This is a genomic window from Bordetella genomosp. 10 (assembly GCF_002261225.1).
GTDB lineage: Bacteria > Pseudomonadota > Gammaproteobacteria > Burkholderiales > Burkholderiaceae_B > Bordetella_C.
Genome location: NZ_NEVM01000001.1, coordinates 974,381 through 991,132, shown reverse-complemented (window position 1 = coordinate 991,132; position 16,752 = coordinate 974,381). Strand labels below are relative to the sequence as shown.

Genomic DNA, 16,752 nt, shown 5'->3' with positions numbered 1-16,752 from the left:
CATGTTGACCCTCAAGCAGATCGAAGCCTTTTTCTGGGCGGCCCGTTTGTCCAGCTTCTCGCGCGCCGCCGCCAAGCTGTGCATGACGCAATCCGCCCTGTCCAAGCGCGTGAGCGAGCTGGAGGAGGAATTGAAGACGCCGCTGTTCGACCGCTCCGCCTACCGCCCGGTGCTGACCGACGCCGGGCGGGCGGTGCTCGAGACCGCCGAACAGATGCTGGAGCTGCGCGAGCGGATGTACGCCCGCACGGGGGCCGACGCCGCGCCCGCCGGCCTGGTGGCCTTCGGCGTCACGGAAGTGGTGGCGGGGACCTGGCTGCCGCGCTGGGTGGCGGACATGCAGCGCGAATATCCGGACGTGACGCTGGAGCCGTATGTGGACGTGTCCGCGACGCTGACCGCGCGCCTGCGCGCGGGCGCCATCGAAATGGCCGTCATGCCGCAGCAGTTGCCCGGACCGGAGTTCACGTCCATGAAGCTGACCGAGGTCGCGTTTTCCATGATGGCGGCGCCGGAGGTCGTGCCCTCCGGCGTGCTGACCCGCGACGCGCTGGCGCGCCTGCCGGTGTTCGCGCAATCGGGCGGCTCCGGCCTGACGGAAGTGTTCGACAGTTGGGCCCGCGTGAATGGCTTGAGCATGCAGCGCATGCTGGCCAGCAACAGCCTGGTGGCGATCAGCGAACTGGTGCTGGCGGGATTGGGCATCGCGCTGCTGCCGATCGACTACTACCGCGCGCACCTGGACAGCGGCCGCCTGCGCGCGGTGGCCGGTCCCCTGCCCTGGCCGCGCCTGCCTTATTACCTGGTCACCCGCACCGGCCCGGGCAGCGGCCCGCTGCGGGCATTGCAGCGGGTCGCGCTGAGGACGGATACGCACGCGGGCGGCAATGCCGATCGCGGCTGATCGCGTCCAAAGCCCCGCCGGGTTCAACGCCCGCCAGGTTCAAAGACCGCTGGCTTCAAAGCCCGCCGGATTCAAAGCCCGTTGAACAGGCCGCGCTCGTTCAACAGCGCGTAGGAGATTTCGGGATTGCGCTCCAGGCAGCGCCGCACGGCGGCCGGGATCGAGGAGCGGAGCTGGCGGCACAAGCCGACCTGTTCGTCCACCTTGATGATGAAGCCGCGCACCGTGCGCACTTCATAGGGACCGGGGTCGATGCGCAGGGTGATGCCCAGCAACTGGAACAGCTTCTTTTCCATGTGGCGCAGATCCGCCAGGGTCTGGACCGCCTCGATGCGCTCGATCAGGCGTTTCTCTTCCTGCTTGTTCAACATCAGGACACGACGATCGGCGGCGGGATCCTGCAACAGGATTTCGCGCCGGCAATCACAGGCGCCCGGCGGGCACTCCTGTCGTATCGGGATGGTCATCATGTCCATAAGGCGACGATGATAACGGAGAGACATCCGTCCCCGCACGTGACGCGCGGGGGACACGGGCGCCGCGCGCGGGCGACGGGCCCGCGGCCGCCGTGAGGCAGGCCGCCGGGGCGACGAGGGCCACGTGGGCCCACGTCACCGGCCCGCGTCGCCGGCCGGCGTGGCCGTTCAGTGGCCTTGCGCGGCGGCAGCCGGCTTGGCGGCCGGCTTCTTGACCGAATCCAGGCCGGTCTTGCGCACGGTCGGCTGCACCTGGCTGGACGCCAGGTACTTCAGCAGCGCGGCGGCTTCCTTGGGATGCTCCGCGTCGACCGGAATGCCCGCGGCGAAACGCGTGACCGACTGGGCCTCTTCCGGAATGCGGCCGACGAAGGTCACGCCCTTGACCGGCAGCAGCTCGGCCACCTGCTGGAAGCCGAGCTGGTACTTGCCCTCGGCCACCAGTTCGGCCACCGGCGTCTTCTGCACGCGCGTGGACTTGGGCTTGAGCTGGTCCTCGATGCCCATCTTCTTGTACATCTCGTTCTCGATGTACACGCCGCTGGCGCTATCCGAATACGCGACCGACTGCGCGGCCAGCAGCGTCTTCTTGAACGCCGCCATGGTGGAAATATTCGGCTTGGGCTGGCCCTGCCGCACCACCATGCCGATGCGCGAATCGGCCAGGTCCACGCGCGAGCCCGGAATCACCTTGCCCTGCTTGATCAGGTCGTCCAGCGCATAGCCCACCATGATGACGACGTCGATTTTCTCGCCGCGCGCCAGGCGATTGGGAATCGCCTCGTCGGACTTGCCCATGGACGGGCCCAATTGGGTCTTCAGCGTATTGCCGCTGGACTTGGCCCATTGCGGACCCAGGATCTTGTAGGCGGCGGTGAAGCCGCCCGAGGTCACGACGCTCACCTCGGCGGCGTGGACCGCCGAGGCGAAGGCGGCGGCCGCCAGGGTGGCTCCCAGCAGGCCGGCGACCTTGGTCGACAGCAGGCGCGGATAGGGTTTCATGTAGGGATCTCCTCTTTCTCTCGACGAAAACGGATCGGTTTTTATAGTGCGAATTTATACACGCTGCGGCCCCCTCCGTGGGGCCCGCGGCGGTGTGGTTATGTAAGCGGCGTCAGGGAAGCAGCAACGGGTAAGCGGCATCAGGACTTCGCGGCGATGGTCTGGGCAGTATGGACCTGCCCGCCCTTGCGGTACACCGCCAGCGTCGCGCACAGGGCGCAGACGGCCGCGAAGGTCATCCAGTAGCCGGGCGCCGCGCGGTCGTCGGTGACGTGGATCAGGTAGGTGGAGATCTCCGGCGTGAAGCCGCCGAAGATGGCGGTGGCCAGGCTGTAGGCCAGCGAGAAGCCGGCCACGCGCACCGACGCGGGCATGATCTCGGTCAGCGCCGGGATCATGGCGCCGTTATACATGCCGAAGATGAAGGACAGCCACAGCAGCACGCCCAGCATCTTGTGGAAGCTCGGCGCCTGCGCCAGGTAGGACAAGGCCGGATAGGCCGTCAGGACCGCCAGCACGGCGATCGTCAGCAGCAGGGCCTTGCGGCCGATCTTGTCCGACACCGCGCCGCCGATGGGCAGCCAGATGAAATTGGAGATGCCGACGAAGAAGGTCACCGTCAGGCTGTCCTCGGTGCTCAGGTGCAGCACCGACTTGCCGAAGGTCGGCGCGTAGACGGTGATCAGGTAGAAGGTGCAGGTGGTCAGCGCCACCATCAACGCGCCGGCCAGCATCAGGCCCCAGTTGCGCAGCAGCGCGGTCCAGGACTCGCGCAGCGTGGGACGATGCTGCTGCTTCTGGAAGGCCTCGGTTTCCTGCAGGCTGCGGCGCAGCACGAAGATCACGGGGATGATCATACAGCCGACGAAGAAGGGAATGCGCCAGCCCCAGGCCGCGATGGTGCCCTTGTCCATCCATTGGTCCAGGCCGTAGCCGAGCGCGGCGGCGACGATGATGGACACCTGCTGGCTGCCCGATTGCCACGCGGCGAAAAAGCCCTTGCGGCCCGGCGTGGCCATTTCGGCGAGATAGACCGACACCCCGCCCAGCTCCGCGCCGGCGGAAAAGCCTTGCAGCAGGCGGCCGATCAGCACCAGGGCCGGCGCCAGCATGCCTATGGTCTGGTAGCCCGGCACGAAGGCGATCAGCACGGTGCCGCAGGCCATCAGCAGCAGCGTCACGATCAGTCCCTTGCGGCGTCCCACCTTGTCGATATAGGTGCCCAGCAGGACGGCGCCCAGCGGCCGCATCAGGAAGCCGGCGCCGAACACGGCGAAGGTCTTCATCAGCGCGGCGAACTCGCTGGAGGAGGGAAAGAACACCGCGGAAATCTGGCTGGCGTAGAAGCCGAAGAGGAAGAAGTCGAACTGTTCCAGGAAGTTGCCCGCGGTCACGCGCAATACGGTGCGCATGAGCGCAAGCGGGGAACGGTGCGTCGCGGGACGACCGGGCTGCGTTGAAGCAGAAGGCTGCATGATGATCGGATCCTAAGGACATCATCCGGCGGCGATGCAACGCGGCAAGGCCATCATTTTGTTGTCAGGCGGAGCGCGCAGGCCGGATTATGGAGATCGACGGTAAGGGTTTTTGCTGACGCGAACATTAATGCGCGGACGGGAACGGCCGCGCTTTCCCCTGACGCATCGCGCAAGACGCCGCGCTCGGGCGCGCGCCGGCCCGCAAACCCCGCGCCCGCGGGCAACCCCGCGGCCCGGCCGCTTTACGCGCCCGCATCATTCGCTAACAAATCCGCGATTTCTCCACATTCCCGGGAGCGGGGGCGCCGGCGGCAACCCGGAGGGCGCATGAAGGGGGGCGTATTTCCCCGCCCCGCATGCCGCCGTCCGCAACCCCGCACCCGGCCGGCGCACCGCCTCAGCCGCGCGTCCGGTCCAGCGTGCGGCGCACGCGCATGGCCAGTTGCTGGGTGGTGAACGGCTTTTCGAGCAGCTCCACGCCGGGCATCAGGGCGCCGTCGCTGACCAGCGCCTGCGAGGCGTAGGCGGAGGTGAAAACCACCGGCAGGCCCGGCCGCTTCAGGTGCACCTGCTCGGCCACCTCGCGCCCGTTCATGCCGCCCGGCAGCCCGACGTCTGAGAACACCAGGTCGATGTCCGGATGTTCCTCGACCAGGCGCAGGGCCGACGGCCCGTCGCCCGCCTCCAGCACGCGGTAGCCCAGTTCGCGCAGCACTTCCGTGGAGATGCTGCGCACCTCGGCGTCGTCCTCCAGCACCAGCACGGTCTCGTTGCCGGGCGAGCGGTAATCGACGACGCTTTCGTCCGCCGCCGCCTCGCCGAGCTCGCCGTCGCGCAGGTCGCGCGGCAGCAGCAGATGCACCGCCGCGCCCTGCCCCGCCTGCGACACCAGCTTCACGTGGCCGCCGCTCTGCTTGACGAAGCCATACACCTGGCTCAAGCCCAGGCCGGTGCCGTGGCCTTCCTTCTTGGTGGTGAAGAAAGGATCGAAGGCCTTCTCCAGCACGTCGGGCGGCATGCCCGGCCCGGTATCCTGGACGACCAGCTCGACGTATTCGCCGGGCGTCTTTTCGGGATGCAGGCGGCAGTACGCCTCGTCCAGGCTGCGGTTGCAGGTCGATATCGTCAGGCGCCCGCCGCCCAGCGGCGACATGGCGTCGCGCGCGTTGATCGCCAGGTTGATCAGCGCGTTCTCCAACTGATTGGGATCGACGTAGGCCGGCCACACCGCCTCGGCCAGCTCGGTGCGCAGCTCGATGTGCGCGCCCAGCGTCTGCGTCAGCAGGCCCACCAGGCGCGTCGTCGTTTCGTTGGCGTCGACGGCCTGGGGCGCCAGCGGCTGCTTGCGCGAGTAGGCCAGCAGCCCCTTGGTCAACTTGGCGCCGCGCTCCACGCCCTTGAGCGCGTTGTCCAGCCAGCGCCTTTCCCGCTCGGAAGCGTTCGCGCCCAGCGTGCGCTGCAAGGTCTGCAGATTGCCCTGCACGATCATCAGCACGTTGTTGAAGTCGTGCGCCACGCCGCCGGTCAACTGCCCGATGGACTCGATCTTCTGCGCCTGCCGCAGTTGCGCTTCCAGCTCCAGGCGCTGCGTGATGTCGCGGCCGGTGCCGCAGATGCGGCCGTCCTCCGTCCGCACGAAGGTCCAACTGACCATGCGGCCCGCCCGGCCGTCGGCGGCGAGCATTTCCAGGTCCACGTCCTGCGCGTAGGTCTGGCTGTGCAGCACCGTGCGCGCGGATACCGCGAGCTCCTGGCTGCCCGGCGCCACCAGCGACGCCAGTTGGCGGTCCAGCAGGTCGGCCTCGGACCAGCCCAGCATCTCCCGCCACGCCGGATTGCTGTTGCGGATGAAGCCGTCCTGATCGCAGATCGCCACCAGGTCATGGGTAAGCCGCCAGACCAGGTCGCGTTCCTCGGTGCGCGAGCGCACCATCACCTCCAGCGCCGCGTTCATCTCGACCAGGCCTTGCTCGGCCCGCAGCCGCGCACGGCGCTGCTCGCGTTCGGCGAGCGCGCGCGCGATGGCCGACGGCAGGCGTTCCTGGCGATGCTTGACGATGTAGTCGGTCGCGCCGTGCTTGAGCGACTCGATGGCCACTTCCTCGCCCAGCGTGCCGGACACGAAGATGAAGGGCGTCTCCGGGCTCAGCTCGCGCGCGATGGTCAAGGCGCTCATGCCGTCGAAACGCGGCAGCACGTAGTCCGCCAGGATGACCCCATAGGACTTCCCGCGCAGCGCGGCGCGGAAATCCGCCTCCTCCCACACCTGGTCGATATGGCAATCCAGGCCGGCGCGTTCGAGGCGGCGGCGCAGCAGTTCGGCATCGAGATCGTTGTCCTCGAGCAGCAGTATCTCGGTCGCGCCGGCGCCGGTGTTCACGCTTTGGTCACCTTCATCGGCCCGGACCGCAACTGGCCGGGCGAGGGTTCGTTCAGAATGGCCCAGAACATGCCCAGGCCACGGATCGCTTCGTAGAATTCCTGGAAGTCCACCGGCTTGACGACGAAGGCGTTCACCCCCAGGTCGTAGCTGCGCACGAGGTCGGATTCCTCGCGCGAGGCAGTGAGCATCACCACAGGCACGTGCTTGACCGCCGGGTCGCCCTTGATGGTCGCCAGCACTTCCAGGCCGTCCATCTTGGGCAGCTTGAGATCGAGCAGCACCACCGCCGGGTCTTCCTCCAGCCGGTCCGCATGCGCGCCGCGCCGCAGCAGCCAGTCCAGCGCCTCGATGCCGTCGCGCGCCGTGACGACTTCGTTGGCGAGGCGGCTGCGCTCCAGGGCCACGAGCGTCAGCTCCAGATCCTTCGGGTTGTCCTCCACGAGGAGGATTTTCTTAAGCACCGACATTTTCGGCGGTCTCCCGGTTAGGAATCGAAAAATAGAATCTGGCGCCCTGGTCGACCGCGCCCTCGGCCCAGGCGGATCCGCCATGGCGTTCGGCGATGCGGCGCACGTTGGCCAGGCCGATGCCCGTGCCCTCGAAATCCTCCATGCGATGCAGGCGCTGGAAGACGCCGAACAGCTTGCCCACGTACGCCATGTCGAAGCCGACGCCGTTGTCCTCGATCATGAAGACGGTGGCGGCGGGCGTCCGGTTGGCGGTCACTTTGATCTTAGCCACGTCGCGGCCTTTTGTGTACTTGATCGCGTTGCTTAGCAAATTCTGGAAGACCTGCCGCAGCATCGTGGGATCGGCGGTGACATGGCCCAGGGGACCGATGTCGAACGCCACCTGGCGATCGCGCAATTCGGGCTGCAGCAAGTGGCGGCACGAGGCCACGATGCGGTCCACGTTGATCTCCTCGCGCGCCAGGCTCACGCGGCCGGCCTGCGAGAAACTCAGCAAGCCGTCCACCAGCTTGCCGGCCGTGTGGGCGCTTTCGATGATGGTCTCGATGTAGCGCAGCGGGCGGCTGCCGCCCGGCGCCGGCGCGGCCCCGGCGTCCCCGTCCGCGGCGCCGCCTTCCAGGTGCAGCTCGTCCTTCAGCAATTCGGCGTAACCCACGATGTGGCGGAAAGGCGCACGCAGGTCGTGCGACACGGAATACGAGAAGGCTTCCAGTTCGCGATTGCTGCGCTTCAATTCATCGGTGATGTCGGCCAGTTCCTCGGCCTTGCGCATGACGATGCCGATGATGGCGTTGCGCAGCAGCGCCGCCGTGTCCAGTTGCGGCTCGGTCCACGGCGCCGAGCGGTGGCGCACGGTCTCGCGCCAGATGTCGAAGGACTGCCGCGGATGCAGCCGGCCCGCGGCGGCTTCCTTGGCCCGGTGCGGATCGCCGCTCCAGCGGACGGTGCGCACCACCTCCGGACGGAACCAGAGGACATAGCTGCGATGGATCTGCGAAATCTGCACCGCCAGCAGGCCGGCGACGGCTTCCCCGCCGCGCGTCGCACAGGCCGCGCCGGGCCGGGCGGTAGCCAGGCTGTCCGTGCTGTAGATTTCCTTGTCGCCGTGCTGCCCGGCCAGCCATGCCACCAGCGCGGCCACGCCGGCCTCGTCCGGCGCGTCGCCGACGGTATGGCAGACCCCGTCTAGCATGACGGCGGCGCCGTGCGCGTCCACCAGGGGCAGGAAATCCTCCGGATGCTTGACCAGGCCCTGCACGAAGTTGTCTTCCCTGGCCATGTAGGCCAGCAGGCGCGCCTGCACGCCCTGCCGCTCGACCCGCTCGGCCGCGTGGGAGCCGCGCGCGTGGCCCTCGATCTGGATGGCCATGACCTGGGCCAGGAAATCGCAGGCGGCGCGCACGTGGTGCGGCACGGTGCGAGGCTGCGCATGATGGGCGGAAATCAGCCCCCATAAGCGGCCGCCGGCCACGATGGACACCGAGAACGACGACGGCGTGCCCATATTGCGCATGTATTCGAGGTGCACGGGCGAGACGCTGCGCAGCACGGCGAAGGAGAGGTCCAGCGGCGCCAGGCCGGCGCCTTCGCGGTCGAGTTCGAGAAGAGGCACCGGCGTGTAGCCGGCGTCGGGAATCAGGCGCTGGCGGTTCAGGAGATAGAGTTCACGCGCCTGCGCGGGAATATCGCCGGCGGGAAAGCGCAGGTCGAAATACGAAGGCAGGCGGTCGTTGCGGTCCTCGCCCACCACCGTGCCGTTCCACTGCGCGTCGAAGGCGTAGACCAGCGCGCGGTCGAATCCGGTCAATTCGCGGATGATGCGCGCCGCGCTCTGGTAAAGCGCGGCCGGCGTGCGGTCGGCCTGCAGGGTTTCGATCGCCGCGCGCATGTCCGGATAGAGAAGATCCAGCGAACCCTTGAGGGCGGGATCGACGAATTCGAATTCGACGATGCGCTCGTCGCCCGACAGGTGCGAGATGACGAGGAAACTGCCGCTGTCGAACGTGGCGATGCCGTGCGCGCGGGGCGGCTGCGGGCGGGATTGGGGCGCGAGGACGTCCTGCAGCAAGGCCGGCGTCAGCAGCGAGGTGGCCTCCAGCGTGCGGCCGAGCAGGGCCCGCGGGTCGACGCCGGTGAATTGGCCGGCGTTGGCGCTGATGCGCAACAGTTCCGTGGTTTTCCGATCTACCGTAAGCAGGAATCCCTGCGGTTGGATGTGTCCCGGTATGCGTATGGGTTCTTGATCGCAGGCTTGCAGGTCTGTCGTCATCGGAAAGCGGGGTTCGGGATAGTGTTCGATTATATATACCCCCTCCCCGCCGCCCTTTTTGCCGCCCGGCCCGCCGGCAACTGAAACCAAAGGTTGACACTGCCGCGAAAGGAAACAGCGGCCGCCCCCCAGGCCAGATGTTTCTTACTGCAACAACCTGCGGGCGCGCGTGGGAAGCGGGGCGTCGAACGGCCTCCCCTTCCCGCTGCGCCCCGCGATGCCGGACCACGCGACGTCAGAACTTGATGCTGGCGCTCAGGCTGAACGTGCGCGGATCGCCGGCCTTGACGTAGTCCGCCGACTGGTACAACCAGTAGCGCTTGTCGGCCACGTTGTTGATGCCGGCGCGGAAGGTGGTGTCGTAGCCGTAGATGCGGGTGTCGTAGGTGGCCCCGATGTTGAAGATGGTGTAGTCCCCCACCTTCACGTCGTTGGACGCGCCCAGCATCGCCGACCCCGTGTACTTGGCGTCGGCGCGCAGCTTCAGCCCCGGCACGCCGGGCACGGCGTAGGCGATCTGCGCGGCGGCGGTCCAGCGCGGCGCGCCGGCCACGCGATTGCCGACGTAGTCCGAGCCCTTGCGGTACTCCGTGTCCAGGAACATCAGGCTGCCGCCCACCGTCCAGTCATGGCCCAGCCGCCGGGAGGCGGCCAGCTCCACGCCCTGGTACAGCGATTCGCCGTTCTGCACCAGTTCGTTGCTGGCGTTGGTGTATTCGGATTTCTTCTCGATGCGGAAGACGGCGGCCGTGGCGGCCCAGTCTTCCTGGCCGGTCTTGATGCCCAGCTCGTACTGCTTGCTCTTCAGGGGATCCAGCAGCGCGCCGTAGTTGGCGTAGGCGATGCCCACCGTCGAACCCGGCTCCAGCGCTTCCATATAGCTGGCGTAGGCCATGGTGCGGGGCGAGAACTTGTACATCAGCGCGAAGGTGGGCGCCGGCACGCCGTTCTTCTTGTAGCTGGACGACTCGGCGCCGGTGGTGTCGAAGCCGCGCTGGCTGTAGTCGGTGTAGCGCACGCCGGCCAGCAGCGACCACGGGCCGCCGAGGTCCATGGTGTCGCTGGCGAACAGGGACTTCTGCGTGATCTCGGCCGCGCGGTACAGGTCCAGGCCGCCGTCGCTGTAGTAGGCGTTGCTGTTCTGGCTGTACAGGTTGCCCGTGCCGGCGGGGAAATAGACGCCGTCGGCGCTGTAGTCGTTCTTCTGCTTGGACCACGACGCGCCCAGCACCACCTGGTGGTTGACCGGGCCCGTGCGCAGGCGGCCCTGGACCATGCCCTGCCACTGGTTGTAGGAATAGGCCTCGCCGTAGTCCGACAGGTAGTCCTCGTAGTCGCCCGCCTGGTTCTGGATGAACAGCACGGACTCGTTGCGGCGCGTGCGGGTGGAGCTGTAGCTGTAGTTGGTGCTGAAGATCCAGTCCGAATTCAGGGCGTACTTCAAGCCCGTCGAGTAATAGCGGAACTCGTTGTCGGCGTACTGGCCCTTGGCGTTCAAGGTCTGGTCGTTATTGCGCAAAGGGCTGGGCAGGCGCTTGCCGCTCAGTTGCCCGGCGTAGATGGTCGGTTCCTGGTCGTGCGCGTCGCGGTTCTGCACCAGGGTCTGGAAGTCCCAGGTCAAGCGGTCGCTCAGCCGCGCGTCCAGCGCCAGCGACAGGGAGTTGCGGTTCAGGCGGCCATCGTTGTACGTGTTGCCGCTTTCATGCGTGGCGTTCAGGCGGTAGCCGATGGCGCCGCTGTCGCCGACGCGGCCGCCCAGGTCCACGTGCTCCCGCAGCAGGCCCTTGGACACGTAGCCGACGTCGATGCTGCGCAGCGGCTCGTCGGTCGGCTTCTTGGTGACGTAGTTGATGAGACCGCCGGGGGAGCCGAAACCGTACATGAAGGCCGTGGCGCCCTTGAGCAGGTCGATCTGCTCGAAATGCTCGTAGGGCAGCAGCGTCACGTAGCTGATGAAGGGATTGCCGTCGATGCGATAGGAGTTCTGCCAGTCCAGCGGCAGGCCGCGCACGGTCAGGTAGCTGGCCCAGGCGCCATAGGCCGCGCTGTTGTCCGTCACCGAGGCATCCACCGCGAACACGTCGCCCAGCTTGTTGACCTGGCGATCGCTTATGTCCTGCGCGGTCACCACGGTGCTGGAGAACGGCGTTTCCAGGACGCTGCGCTGGCCCAGCGCGCCGTTGTTGACCGGGGCGTCGAGGTGCACCGCGCCCGGATCCTCCGCCACGCCGGTGACGGTGACCGTGGGCAGGGTGGCGGGCGCGCCGGCGGGTGTGGCGGACTTGGCCGTGGTGGCCGTGGCCGCGGCCGGTTTCGCCCGGGGTTCCCCGGTCGCCGGGTCAACGACCTGGGCCTGCGCCATGACGGCGGGCGTGCAAGCCACGCCCAGGATCACCGCCACCAGCGGACGGGTCGAAAAAAAGGCCCCCACGCCGCGCGGCTTGCGCCGCTTGCTGCCCCCCGGGGGGGCGTTTTTGCCTTGGGACGGCCCGGCGGCAAAAAAAGGCCGGCCAGCCTGCTGCTGTGCGCGTCGTCGGACGTGGCGTGCCACGGTAAACCTCCCGGAGTTTGCTTATTCGTATTTAAGAATCAATATTAATTGCGAATAATATCAATTCTCGTTTATGAGAAAACGAAAGAATTGTGAAAGCATCCACGCCCCCGTGACGCGGGCCCGTCTTCGCACCCCTCCGCCAGCAATTCGTTACAAGAATCTCCCGTATTCCTGTCCCGCTGTGCGCGCCCCCTTGCCGGACGACAAACTCCGTAACGAATTGCCGGACCCTGCCGGCCCGCGCGGATTGTCCCCATATCCGCCGCTCGGATAACATCCCCGGGCACCCCGGCGGGCGCGCGGCGTCGACCGCCGGTCCGCCGCGCCGCGCCCGCCGGCCGCGGCGCCTATCCCGGATGACGGACACTCCCCCCATGGCCAAGGACACCGCGCAAGACGGACGCGAAATCGAAGTACTGGGCACCTGCATGACGCAGCCCGACATCGACGCCCAGCACGAGCACAACATCCCGCCGGCGCTGGTCTGGTCATACGCCCAGGAAGAAGCGCTGGTCGGCGTCAGCGCGCAGCATGCGGGCGACAAGTGCTACCGCCTGCTGCCGGACGCCGAGGACCGCGCGCGCCGGATCGCGGCGCGCTATGCCGGCCTGTATTTCAAGAGCGCCAAAAAGTCGGCCGGCAAGGTGCAGTTCTATTGGCCCGCGCTGGCCGCCTTCGTGGTCAAGGACATCGTCGAGGCCTATCGCTTCGACCGCGAAGACGTCCTGGAAGGCGGATGGCATACGGCCGCGCGCACGTCGCTGATTCCCAGCGTGGTCTCGGAAGGCATGTCCGGCGCGTCGCCCTACGCGCATGCGATGCGCGTCTACGCCGCGCTGGCCAAGGGCAACCTGTGGCTCTACATGGACATCTATCCCTGGCTGTACTTTTTCCTGCGCTTCGGCATGAACAAGGACGGCAGCCTGAACGAGGCGCGGCTGCGGGATCACGTCACCAAGCGCAAGGCAACCGAATACCAGCAGCAGTCGCGCGCGGCGGTCGAACAACTGCCGTTCGGCAGGCCCTGGTTCAACCGCCAGCAGGCGCGCCAGGCCCAGGACCCCGTCTACAAGCGCGCGTCGCAGTACTTCGATACGCAGCCCGCATGGGGAGGCATGGACGGCGGCTATGGCGCGCATACCGCCGCGGCCTACCAGGCGCACAACTACGTCAAGGCCAACATTCCCCGCGACGGCGACAACTACCTGTTGCCCGTCTCCAAGTACTGGAGCAAATTCCGCGAGGCGTTCTACGTCCTGGACGAGGCGCGCCGGGAGCTTACCCGCATCGCGCAGGACGGTGCCGCGTTCGCGCGCCTGGAGAAGGTCGCCCAGTTCCCGGTGACCGCCGAAATACAGAAGACGTACGACTACCTGATCGCCGAATCCCGTGAAGGCAGGCCTGCCGGGAAGGCGTCGATCCAGCTCAACGAGCTGAAGACCATTGCCGTGCAGGAACAGATCAACATCCTGCAGCCGCTCATCTACGACGACAAGAAGCTCAAGGAAACGATGGACATGAACCATCGCTTCGCCCGCGCGAGCCGGGGCCTGATGACCACCCGCTACCGCGTCATCTACAGCGCCGCGCCCAGCACCGACGACGCCGAGCTGCAAACGGTGTTCGACCCGCCCTCGGGCTTCTGGAGCGGCGCATGGGACGGCCTGAGAAACCATCAGCAAAGCCTGCCGGATCCCAAGGACCGGATGAAATACGTCGAACAGATCGCGCGGGACTTCCATAGATTGATGCAGACGAAACGCAGCTATATGGACGGCGAATTGCAGAAAATCTGGGGCTGGGGCGACGAGAACAAGGATGAATAGACGCATCTTCCTGCGCGGCGGAACGCTGGGCGTCGGCCTGGCGGCGCTTTCCACCCTCACTTTTTTCAAGGCCAAAGGCGAACAAATGTCCGAAATCCGTTTCGACCTGGGGAAGAATATCGTCGAGACCGCCAAGCACTCCGGCGTGCCGGCTTTCCAGACCGGCAACGTCGACGGCCTGGTCTCCTACAGCGTCGCCAACGTGCCGCCCCAGGTCACGGCCGTCTATACCCGTCCCGGCTACGAGATCCGCTGGCAGCAGTTGTTCGCCTTCACGCTGTACGCCGACAAGAAGCGCTCGCCCGACATGTTCGTGGAATCCGTCACGCTGCAGCACCGTGCCGATTTCAAGAGCCACGCCGAAGCCCAGGCCTTCGTCATGCAGACCTTCCGGCAGTTCAAGCAAGGCAAGTGGAAACGCGCCTTTCCCGAGGGCGTCGCGCGGCTCACCGGCCGCTCTTCCCTGCTCGATGAAAACGGCAAGGTCGACGGCTATGCTTCCAGTCCGGACCCCGACTATGAAATGTCGCCGGAAGACTGGCAGGCGCTGATGCATCTCGGCGCGCAATGGTCCTGGTCCGGGGACGGCATACTCGCCTCCCTCGACGTCTCCACGACGGGAGCGGGGACCGACGGCGCGCCTGCCTACAGCATGGGGCTGAGCTTCGACATCGAGAAAATCCAGAACGAGATCCTCCAGAAGAACGTCGAGTACGAGAACAAGCAGTTGGCGGCGCAGGGCGTCGATATCGCCGCGCGCGACAGGAAAACCAAGGAAGAACGGGAAGTCCGCAACAAGCGCCTGGAGGAGAACGCCATCAAGCGCGGCGACAAGGTGCTGCCGCAGTCGCCTTGATGCAGCCTTGATGCAACCTTGAGGCCGCGTTGAGTTCGTCAAGAGACGTAACGCCCCTGATCCATCATTTCCGGGCGATTCCCGCGGCGCGGCGATGACAGCGTCCGCCACGGGCGTGGCGCGCATGCTGCGGCGCGGCATGACAGCTTGGACGCTGCCGCCTGACAGCCTGTCGTCAGGCGAGGGCATAGGTTTTGCTCGATGATGGATATTCCGCGCACGCGGAGTCATCGAGGAGACCGAACATGATCAAGCATCTGCTCGTTGCGTCACTGATGGCGCTGGCGCTGACCGCCTGCAACAAGTCCGACGACAACAAACCCGCCGCCGCGGGCGATTCCGCGCCGCCGGCCGGCTTGTCGCAACTGGGCGGCCATAGCGGCCCCAACAACAAGTAAGCGGCGCGGCGGCGACGGGTACGCAGCCGGCGCGCGCATGGGATAGAGATCCCGACCTCGCGCGCCCCCGGCATGGCCGGGTCCCGTCACCCACCCCGCGCCGACGGCTGACGCCGCTTCGCGGACTGGCCGTCACAACTTGGCGAGGTCCTCCGCATACGCTTTGCGCAGGGCCTGGAGGCTGTCGTCCGCCTTGTCGCGCTGGCCGGCGAGCGCGCCTATCGTGTTTTCCGAATCCGCCATCATCTGCAAATAACGCCGGCCCAGTTCGCTGTCCTGCGGCACGGCGCCCAGGTTCTCGCGCAGGCGCGCCTGGTTGTCGTTCTGCGCGGACAGTTTCCGGTCGAGTTCGCCCAGCGACTGCTCCGCCTCCGCCACCTTGGCGCGGGCCTGCGCCAATTGCCGCAGCTTGGCCGCCAGGGCGGGATCGGCCGGCGCGTTGGACCAGGCCAGCAGGGCCTGCGCATTGGCGTCGGCCAGGGCGTAGGTCGACGCGCCCGGACGCTCGTCGACCGCCTCCACCTTGGCCGTCGCGCCCGCCGCCACCTGCACGCGCAGGCGCTGGTGCGTCGGCGTGGCCGAATCCAGTTGCGGCGACGTGGTGGTCCAGCCCGCCAGGCGCGGATGCTCGATGATCACCGTGCGGGCGGCGTCGGGCGCGCCCTTGATGGAATAGGTGGTGACGCGGCGCGACAGGGTCTCCGCGCGCAGCATGCCCTGGTTGACCGAGATCTTGACCGTGCGTTGCTCCGGCTTCGTCTCGGACGATATCTCCACCTTGCGGTCGGCCGCGAAACTGGCCAGCCGCTGCTCGTTCACGGGCAGTGCCGGCAATTGGGCGTCGCCCACGAAGCCGGTGTCGGCGTCATAGACGGTGAGGATGCCGGTGGGCAGGGACACGCCGGCGGCGTTCTTCAGCATGACCGCCGAGACCGGATAGCGGCTGCCCGACTCCGGCTGGTAGACCGCCAGGCGCTCGGCCGGCACTTCCGCGTCGACGAAGGGCAGCGACAGGGTCTGCCCGCGCGGCAGGCTGACCGGATGCGGCAGGTGGAAGCTGACGCTGACCAGGTTTTCCTGGGCGACCGGGCCCTCCGCGGCGCCGGCGATCGGCGCCGGCGCCGCGGCCATTTCCACCAGCGGCGCGGGCGGCGGAGCCGCGCGCGGGGCCGCCATGCGCCGGTCGGCCATGCTGTAGGCCTTGGACGCGGCCGGCGCGGCTTCCTCCGCGGCGGCCTCGTCGGTGCGGGGCCGGTCCGCCGCGCCCGCCACCACGGGCAGGTCGGGCCGCTCGCGCCAATAGCGGTCGTAGAGCTTCTGCGACAGGGTCACGGGGGCGCCGGAGGCCAGCGTCAGGTCGACGTCGCGCCAGTCCTCGCCGGTGGCGTTTTCCAGCACCGCCCAGCCTTGCAGCCGGGCCTTGCCGGCCTTGTCCAGCACCAGCCGGAAGGCCGGCTTCCACACCGGGGCGGCGCTGACGTATTCCAATCCGAGCTGGCGCGCGCCCTTGCCCTTCACCGCGATGGCGACGCTGCGGTAGCGTTCGGCGCCGGCTCGGCCCAGGGCGGCGACGGCGGCGGCGAAGCGCTCGCGCATGCCGTCGTCCAGCACCTCCACCGAGGTGTCCGCGCCCAGGCGCAGGGTATCGATGCGGCCTTCCGCCGTCAGCACCGACAGCGTGCTTTGCGGCAAGGTGGTGTCGCCCTGCCTGGCCTCCACGGTCTGCGCGCCGAGCACGGCGCCTTCGATGCTGCGCCCGCCCGAGGTGGCGCGCACGCGCGTGCCGGGCATTTGCCTGAGCAGGTCGGGCAAGGCGCCCAGCAGGCCGGCGTCGAAAGGCAATTGCGCGAAGGCCTCGTCCACCGGCGCGGGGCCGTCCAGCGTGACCGACTCCAGGGCGCCCTGGGGATCGCGCACCAGCAGGCTCTTCAGGACATCGTCGATCTGCGCGGCCGGCACGCTGATGCGCACCACGCCATCGCCATCCACCTGCACCTGGCGGTGCACCTGCGCCACGCCGCCCGAGGACAAGGTGATGCGATCGATGGGGGCCGCCGCCGTTTGCGCCAAGAGCGGCGCGGCGGGGACCAGGAACAGGGCGATGGCGAGCGGCGACAACGCTGCGGAGGGCATGGG

12 protein-coding genes are annotated in these 16,752 nt (G+C 67.6%); 4 read left to right on the top strand and 8 right to left on the bottom strand.

The window, feature by feature from the left end:
- The first annotated feature begins 1 nt into the window (after position 1).
- Positions 2–904, top strand: a complete 903-nt coding sequence (locus CAL29_RS04280) for a LysR family transcriptional regulator (RefSeq protein ID WP_179283901.1) — start codon at positions 2–4, stop codon at positions 902–904.
- A 71-nt stretch (positions 905–975) separates the two neighbouring features.
- On the opposite strand, the gene CAL29_RS04275 is transcribed toward CAL29_RS04280, so the two are convergent.
- The 7 genes from CAL29_RS04275 to CAL29_RS04245 form a co-directional block, all read right to left on the bottom strand.
- Entirely contained in the window at positions 976–1,374 is a 399-nt protein-coding gene (locus tag CAL29_RS04275) for a hypothetical protein (RefSeq protein WP_306430674.1), read from the bottom strand.
- 174 nt (positions 1,375–1,548) lie between these two features.
- The gene (locus tag CAL29_RS04270; RefSeq protein ID WP_094851721.1) at positions 1,549–2,382 is read right to left on the bottom strand and encodes a substrate-binding domain-containing protein; all 834 of its coding nucleotides are present in this window, start codon (positions 2,380–2,382) and stop codon (positions 1,549–1,551) included.
- A 140-nt stretch (positions 2,383–2,522) separates the two neighbouring features.
- The gene (locus CAL29_RS04265) at positions 2,523–3,857 is read right to left on the bottom strand and encodes an MFS transporter (protein WP_094851720.1); all 1,335 of its coding nucleotides are present in this window, start codon (positions 3,855–3,857) and stop codon (positions 2,523–2,525) included.
- Between the two features lie 400 nt (positions 3,858–4,257).
- Complete coding sequence (locus CAL29_RS04260) at positions 4,258–6,240, bottom strand: hybrid sensor histidine kinase/response regulator (protein WP_094851719.1); 1,983 nt, start codon at positions 6,238–6,240, stop codon at positions 4,258–4,260.
- A complete protein-coding gene (locus CAL29_RS04255) occupies positions 6,237–6,704 on the bottom strand; it encodes a response regulator (protein ID WP_218831803.1) in 468 nt (155 codons plus the stop codon). Before CAL29_RS04255 ends, CAL29_RS04260 begins: the two co-directional genes overlap by 4 nt.
- On the bottom strand, positions 6,697–8,982 hold the full coding sequence (locus CAL29_RS04250; RefSeq protein WP_094851717.1) for an ATP-binding protein: 2,286 nt from the start codon (positions 8,980–8,982) through the stop codon (positions 6,697–6,699). The genes CAL29_RS04255 and CAL29_RS04250 overlap by 8 nt, the downstream gene beginning before the upstream one ends.
- Before the next feature lie 235 nt (positions 8,983–9,217).
- Positions 9,218–11,344 (bottom strand): TonB-dependent siderophore receptor, encoded by a 2,127-nt coding sequence (locus CAL29_RS04245; RefSeq protein ID WP_094852703.1) that lies wholly within the window; start codon positions 11,342–11,344, stop codon positions 9,218–9,220.
- Positions 11,345–11,910: 566 nt separating this feature from the next.
- On the opposite strand from CAL29_RS04245, the gene CAL29_RS04240 reads away from it, so the two are divergent.
- The 3 genes from CAL29_RS04240 (at position 11,911) to CAL29_RS31530 (ending at position 14,616) form a co-directional block, all read left to right on the top strand.
- On the top strand, positions 11,911–13,362 hold the full coding sequence (locus CAL29_RS04240; protein WP_094851716.1) for a DUF2515 family protein: 1,452 nt from the start codon (positions 11,911–11,913) through the stop codon (positions 13,360–13,362).
- Complete coding sequence (locus CAL29_RS04235) at positions 13,355–14,218, top strand: hypothetical protein (protein ID WP_094851715.1); 864 nt, start codon at positions 13,355–13,357, stop codon at positions 14,216–14,218. The genes CAL29_RS04240 and CAL29_RS04235 overlap by 8 nt, the downstream gene beginning before the upstream one ends.
- 245 nt (positions 14,219–14,463) lie before the next feature.
- The gene (locus CAL29_RS31530; RefSeq protein WP_179283900.1) at positions 14,464–14,616 is read left to right on the top strand and encodes a hypothetical protein; all 153 of its coding nucleotides are present in this window, start codon (positions 14,464–14,466) and stop codon (positions 14,614–14,616) included.
- A gap of 132 nt (positions 14,617–14,748) precedes the next feature.
- On the opposite strand, the gene CAL29_RS04230 is transcribed toward CAL29_RS31530, so the two are convergent.
- Positions 14,749–16,749, bottom strand: a complete 2,001-nt coding sequence (locus CAL29_RS04230; RefSeq protein WP_094851714.1) for a DUF4139 domain-containing protein — start codon at positions 16,747–16,749, stop codon at positions 14,749–14,751.
- Between the last annotated feature and the right edge of the window lie 3 nt (positions 16,750–16,752).

Coding starts and splice junctions, on each gene's coding strand:
- CAL29_RS04280 (WP_179283901.1), top strand. CDS start 2: ATGTTGACCCTCAAGCAGATCGAAGCCTTTTTCTGGGCGGCCCGTTTG.
- CAL29_RS04265 (WP_094851720.1), bottom strand. CDS start 3,857: ATGCAGCCTTCTGCTTCAACGCAGCCCGGTCGTCCCGCGACGCACCGT.
- CAL29_RS04245 (WP_094852703.1), bottom strand. CDS start 11,344: ATGGCGCAGGCCCAGGTCGTTGACCCGGCGACCGGGGAACCCCGGGCG.
- CAL29_RS04250 (WP_094851717.1), bottom strand. CDS start 8,982: ATGACGACAGACCTGCAAGCCTGCGATCAAGAACCCATACGCATACCG.
- CAL29_RS31530 (WP_179283900.1), top strand. CDS start 14,464: ATGATCAAGCATCTGCTCGTTGCGTCACTGATGGCGCTGGCGCTGACC.
- CAL29_RS04275 (WP_306430674.1), bottom strand. CDS start 1,374: ATGATGACCATCCCGATACGACAGGAGTGCCCGCCGGGCGCCTGTGAT.
- CAL29_RS04270 (WP_094851721.1), bottom strand. CDS start 2,382: ATGAAACCCTATCCGCGCCTGCTGTCGACCAAGGTCGCCGGCCTGCTG.
- CAL29_RS04240 (WP_094851716.1), top strand. CDS start 11,911: ATGGCCAAGGACACCGCGCAAGACGGACGCGAAATCGAAGTACTGGGC.
- CAL29_RS04230 (WP_094851714.1), bottom strand. CDS start 16,749: ATGCCCTCCGCAGCGTTGTCGCCGCTCGCCATCGCCCTGTTCCTGGTC.
- CAL29_RS04235 (WP_094851715.1), top strand. CDS start 13,355: ATGAATAGACGCATCTTCCTGCGCGGCGGAACGCTGGGCGTCGGCCTG.